We start from the raw sequence: 6,015 nt of genomic DNA, 5'->3' as shown, positions 1-6,015 counted from the left end.
GAAGGCTTAATTAGCGAAGAAGAAATCAGATACATCAAGAACCACCAGAACGTTCCAAATGCAATTTTGATGCTGCATGCAAGAGATTTAAGAACTGCTAAAAACGAAAAGAAAATCAACATGTATCAGCAGGTTGAAATCGATAATACTTTATCTAGATTATGTGATGAAATGGGGAAATGTGAGCGAATTAAAAACACGATTTTCCCAACAACATATAGTATGTACATTAGATTGACTCTGTGTTTGTTTATTTTCCTATTGCCTTTCGGATTAACGAGTGTTTTAAGCTGGTTTGCAATTCCGCTGATTACTGCGATTGGAGCAGCTTTCTTTTTGATCGAAAGAATGGCGATTCATTTGCAAGATCCGTTCGAAAATAGACCTACAGATACGCCAGTTACTGCAATTGCAAATACAATTGAAAAAAATATTAAGCAAATGCTAAACGAATATCAAAGTGAATTTGATATTCTTAAAGAATTTGACTTAAAAGACGAACCTAAGAAAGTCGAAAAGGACGCTTATTTTGTCTTATAACTATTTAATTTTGGTCTTGAGTTAATTGTTGGTTGGACAGTGAGTAGTTGCGCTGTCCAATTTTTTTGTTATTTAAACACATAGTTTTGTCATTTCGACTGAAAGGAGAAATCACACAAGAAATTCTACAAAGAATAGATAACCTCATGGTTTGTCATTTCGACGTAAGGAGAAATCTCCACAAGTAACTCCGTAACAATTTTCCAATCTTTGCCGAGCTTCTCATGGAGATTTCTCCTTACGTCGAAATGACAAATGTTACGTTGATTATTGGAGCTTTACAATTGCTTTGCCAATTTCAACATTTTATATCGCCAATTTTTGTCGAACCATTAATGTGATTTCTCCTTACATCGAAATGACAATATTGCGTTGATTTTTTAGAATCTAGAGTTGCTTCGCCAGCCTTCCCAAGGTCTGAATTGCAGATCTCAATTCATTAGACCAAGGCAGTCCGAAACTCAATCGCATACAATTTGAAAATTGATTTTGAAAAGAAAAAATCCTTCCCGGAGCGATACTAATATTATGTTTAAGCGCTAAATGGTAAAAAGCGGCTGTATCGATTTTTTTATCCAATTCGACCCAAAGAAAAAATCCACCTTGAGGTTGGCTCACTTTAGTCCCCGCAGGAAAAGATTCTAAAACGGTATTGATGTAATTGGTACAGTTTCGATTCAAAATTTGGCGAATTTTTCTCAGATGATTTTCGTAACGGCCATTTTTCAAGAAATCTCCAACAACTTCATGTGTAATGGTAGAATTGGAGATCGTATGGTACAATTTGGTTCTCAGAACTTCTTTTTTAAACTTCCCTGGAGAAACCCAACCCACACGATAGCCTGGTGCCAGACTTTTAGAAACCGAACTGCAGCACAAAACGATACCGCTTTCGTCATACGTTTTACAGTTTGTCGGACGGCTTGTTCCAAAATACAAATCACCGTGAATATCATCTTCAATTAGCGGAACATTATAAAAATCCATTAAACGGACGATTTCCTTTTTATGTTCGTTTGGCAGCATGCTTCCCGACGGATTACTGAAATTACTCATCAAAACACAGGCTTTTACTTTCTTTGTAGAAAGCGTTTTTTTAACTGCTTCAATTTCAATTCCTGTTGTCATATTGGTTGGAAGTTCCATTACGTACAAACCCAATGATCTCGCCAATTGCAGAATTCCAAAGTAGACTGGACTTTCAGTAATGATAGTGTCTCCTGGTTTTGTCAGCGTTAATAAACAATCTGAAATGGCCGAAATACAACCTGGAGTCGTTATAATATCATCTTCAGTCAAAGAACCTCCCCAAGTAAACGACCAACGTGCAATTTCTTTTCTTAAATTACTATTTCCTTCAATTTCCTCATAACTCGTTCCGCTGTTTGGAAGTTGACGCATGGCTTGAACCATTCCTTTATTCAGTTTCGCAATCGGAAGTAATTCATTTGACGGAAAACCAAGCGAAAGCATCGTAATATCTTTTTTACGCATATCGCCATAAACCAAATCCACCAAATCCTCGCGTTCGATATTTTCAAGTGTTAAAAGCGGTTTGCTTGCTGATGGTTCTGGGATTGTTCTAGCCGAAATATTGCTTACATAATAACCCGATTGTGGTCTTGATTCGATCAAAGAACGACTTTCAACTTCGTAATATGCTTTACTTACCGTGCTCATGCTATAACCTGTTTCAGCACAGACTTCTCGTATAGATGGCAGTTTGTCGCCTACATTTAAAAGTCCTGATTTGATCTGTTTTTCGATGAGGTCAGCAAATTGAAGATATAAGTAATTCGAATTTTTCATAAAAAAAATAAAACTGTTATGCTGCAATTTACAAAAACTGTATCTGTATTGCTGTTTTATTTTTAAGAAATTTGCGTCATCAAAAGAAAACAATTCAAAAGCAATTTTGTGAAAACAACAAAGTATTATATCGCGGCGATTTCAGCCTTTATTACGTGGGGACTTTTCAGTTTGGTTTTAAAGCCAATTCATGAATATCCTTCATTAGATATTTTGTTTTTTCGTGTTTTTAGTTGTGCTGGTTTAATGCTTTTAATTGCTTTTTTGTTTAAAAGAAAACAAATAAAAGAAACGATTGAGATTTTTAAAGCGTTATCAAAATCAGAAAAAAGAAAATCGGTTCTGCTGAATATTGGCGGAAGTGTTTTTTTGATGGCAAACTGGTTCACCTTTATTTATGTGGTTAATCATGTGAGTGTAAAAGCAGCTTCTCTGGCATATTTGGTTTGTCCAATTTTAACGACATTATTGGCTTATTTTATACTGAAAGAAAAACTGCTAAAAACACAATGGCTTTCTGTCGGATTAAGTATTTCGGGATGCATATTGCTCTCATACACCGATATAATGGATATGTTTTTCAGTATTATTATAGGGCTTACTTATGCTGCTTATTTAGTAAGTCAACGTGCTAACAGAGGTTTTGATAAGTTTATTGTTTTGACTTTTCACATTACATTGTCAGCTTTGTTTTTATTACCGTTTTATCCGGTTTTTGGGGGACCGGTTCCAACGGAATTTAAGTTTTATCTCTGCATTGAAACCATTGCAATTGTATTTACTATAATTCCGTTATTTCTCAATTTATATGCACTTTCAGGAATCAACTCTTCAACAGTTGGAATGTTATTAAACATTAATCCGATGATTGCATTTGGTTTGGCGGCCTTTTTTTTCAAAGAAAATATTACGCCTTTGCAGATTACAGCATACGGTATCATTTTTACCGCAGTGTTAGTTTTTAATTCGCATCATATTTTTGCCATAAAGCAAAAAATGACTTCAATATCCAAGGGTTCTTAATTTCTTAGTTTTCATATTTTTTATTGGTTTAAAATCGAAAATTATAAGAACCTTAACAGGATGTTTAAACAGGAATGAGTATTTTTCATTCCTGTTTTTTTATGCAATAAACTGAAAAAATATTTAGCCACAGATTGTACAGATTAAAAGGATTGCATTCTTTATGTGAAAAATTGCTACCACGAATTCCACTAATTTTCACGAATTAAATTATTTTTAGAATAGGGAATAAAATTTGTGAAAATTAGTGGAATTCGTGGCGAAAAAATCATTTAAATCTGTGCAATCTGTGGCTAAAAAAAAACTATTTCCAAACCGAATATTGTTGATATGAAAAATACCAAACTTCAAGCCTTTACTCCGTTATTTTATTTAGTGTGGTCAGATGATTTACTGACACAAAAAGAGTTTACAACCTTAAAAGAGTTTATAAATTCGCTAAATGTTTTGTCTCAAGAAGAAAAAGAATATTTACTTTCTAAAGTAGATATTTCAAATCCGCCTTCGCGAAATGAACTCACACAATGGAAATTGGATATTGAAAAAAGCATTCAGGATAAATCTTCTGTTAAGTCGATTTTTGATATTGCAAGAGCACTTTCGGGAATCGATTTGGATTTAACACCTGTAGAATCCGATTTCAAAAAGCTAGAAAATGACTTGGGAATTTTGGGCGAAGAAGCACTTCAAAACTTTAAAACCAAAGCGGATTCTTTTACAGCCAATTCTCATACGGACGCTAGTTTTGACATTCAGAAAATCACTCAACTTTTAGACGGAAAAGAAGCTGCCATAATTGAAAGAGTTAAATCTGTGATTTCGAGACCTGAATTTGCATATGAAACGTCTACCGATATTAATGTTTTTAGACAAACCGTTTACAAATGGTGCAAAATTCTAGCCGATGAAAATTTAGGAAGCATGGCTTATCCAAAAGAATATGGCGGAGGAGGAAATATTGAAGATTATTTCGCCATCATGGAAACGCTGAGTTATCACGATTTAAGTTTGGTAATTAAATTTGGTGTTCAGTTTGGACTTTGGGGAATGAGTGTGCAATCGTTAGGAACAGAAAAACATTATGCTAAATATTTAAAAGATATTGGTTCGTTGAAACTTCCTGGCTGTTTTGCCATGACCGAAACACATCACGGATCGAACGTAAAAGGTCTAGAAACTACAGCAACTTACAATCATAACGATCAGACTTTTACCATTCATACGCCAAATAAAAATGCTCAAAAAGAATATATTGGCAACGCAGCTGTTCATGGACAAATGGCAACGGTTTTTGCTAAATTAATTATTGACGATCATGATTATGGCGTAAATGCTTTTGTGGTTCCGTTACGCGATCCAAACGGAAATGTGTTAAACGGAGTAACAATTGGCGATTGCGGTCATAAAATGGGATTAAATGGCGTAGATAATGGAACAATAAGTTTTGATAATGTGGTGATTCCGAAAGACAATATGCTGGATCGCTTTGCTTCAGTAAATGATAAAGGCGAATTTGAAAGCCCGATTCCGAGTGATAATAGACGATTTTTCACGATGTTAGGAACTTTGGTTGGAGGAAGAATCGGAATTCCGCGTTCGGCTTTAGCTGCAGCTAAATCAGGATTAACAATTGCCATTCGCTACAGCGATCAAAGAAGACAATTTGGCCCAGAAGGAGGTTCTGAAGTTCCTATTTTAAATTACAGAATGCATCAGCGTCGATTATTGCCACCCTTAGCTAAAACGTATGCAGTTCATTTTGCACTTCAATATTTAACGAGTAGATTTTTAAACAGAACCGAAGCTGAAATGCAAGAAATCGAAGCATTGGCAGCAGGAATGAAATCGTATTCTACATGGAGTACGAGAGATATTCTGCAAGAATGTAGAGAAGCTTGCGGAGGAAAAGGCTATTTGTCTGAAAATAGAATAGATGCGCTTAAAAATGATACTGAAATTTACACCACTTTTGAAGGAGATAATACCGTTTTAATGCAATTGGTAGCTAAAAACAGATTAGCAGAATTCAGAAAGTCATTTGGAGAAATGGGTTCGTTGGGAATTATCAATTATGTATACGAAAATGCCAAAACAGCAATTGCAGAGAAAAACCCAATTGCAACCCGTAGAACAGAAGACGAACATTTGTTAGATGGAGAATTTCATCTTCAGGCATTTGTTCATCGAGAAAAAACAATTTTGGCTTCAGCAGCTAGACGTATCAAAAAATTGATTGATGGAGGATTAGAACCTTATGATGCTTTCAACGTTGTGCAACATCAAATGATTGATGTGGCCGAAGCATATTTGGAAAGAATAGTTTTAGAGCAATTTCAAATCGCAATAAAAGCAGTTGAAGACGAATCTTCGAAAGTTATTTTGACGAAATTGAATCAGTTATATGCGCTTTCGCAGATAGAAAAAAACAAAGGTTGGTATCTTGAAGACGGTTATATGGAAGCAGTAAAAACCAAAGCAGTCCGTAAAATGGTAAATCAGCTTTGTTGGGATATTCGTCCAGACGCTGTGGCTCTCGTAAATGCTTTCAATATTCCAGAAAGTTGTTTAGCGGCGCCTATTGCGCTTTAGTTTTATATAGTATAGCAGAGCTTTGTGAAATTTTGAAACCTTCACAAAGCTTTT

Annotated in this window: 4 protein-coding genes; 3 read left to right on the top strand and 1 reads right to left on the bottom strand. The window is 35.0% G+C overall.

Going from position 1 to position 6,015, the window contains the following annotated elements; genetic code table 11:
- On the top strand, positions 1-540 hold a 540-nt coding region (locus tag B3J44_RS19930; RefSeq protein WP_286971028.1), incomplete at its 5' end, for a bestrophin family ion channel.
- Between the two features lie 387 nt (positions 541-927).
- Here B3J44_RS19930 and B3J44_RS19925 read toward each other — a convergent pair.
- Positions 928-2,349: a PLP-dependent aminotransferase family protein gene (locus B3J44_RS19925; protein WP_286971027.1), complete on the bottom strand. Its 1,422-nt coding sequence runs from the start codon at positions 2,347-2,349 to the stop codon at positions 928-930.
- Positions 2,350-2,457: 108 nt separating this feature from the next.
- Between B3J44_RS19925 and B3J44_RS19920 the strand changes: the two genes are divergently transcribed.
- Both B3J44_RS19920 and B3J44_RS19915 read left to right on the top strand, forming a co-directional pair.
- Positions 2,458-3,372, top strand: a complete 915-nt coding sequence (locus tag B3J44_RS19920; RefSeq protein ID WP_286971026.1) for an EamA family transporter — start codon at positions 2,458-2,460, stop codon at positions 3,370-3,372.
- A gap of 330 nt (positions 3,373-3,702) precedes the next feature.
- Positions 3,703-5,961, top strand: coding sequence for an acyl-CoA dehydrogenase (locus tag B3J44_RS19915; RefSeq protein ID WP_286971025.1), 2,259 nt, complete (start codon positions 3,703-3,705; stop codon positions 5,959-5,961).
- The last annotated feature ends 54 nt before the right edge of the window (positions 5,962-6,015 follow it).

Origin of the sequence: Flavobacterium sp. UBA4854, from assembly GCF_002399805.1 — a bacterium.
GTDB lineage: Bacteria > Bacteroidota > Bacteroidia > Flavobacteriales > Flavobacteriaceae > Flavobacterium > Flavobacterium ginsengisoli.
This window is presented reverse-complemented; position numbering and strand designations above follow the sequence as displayed.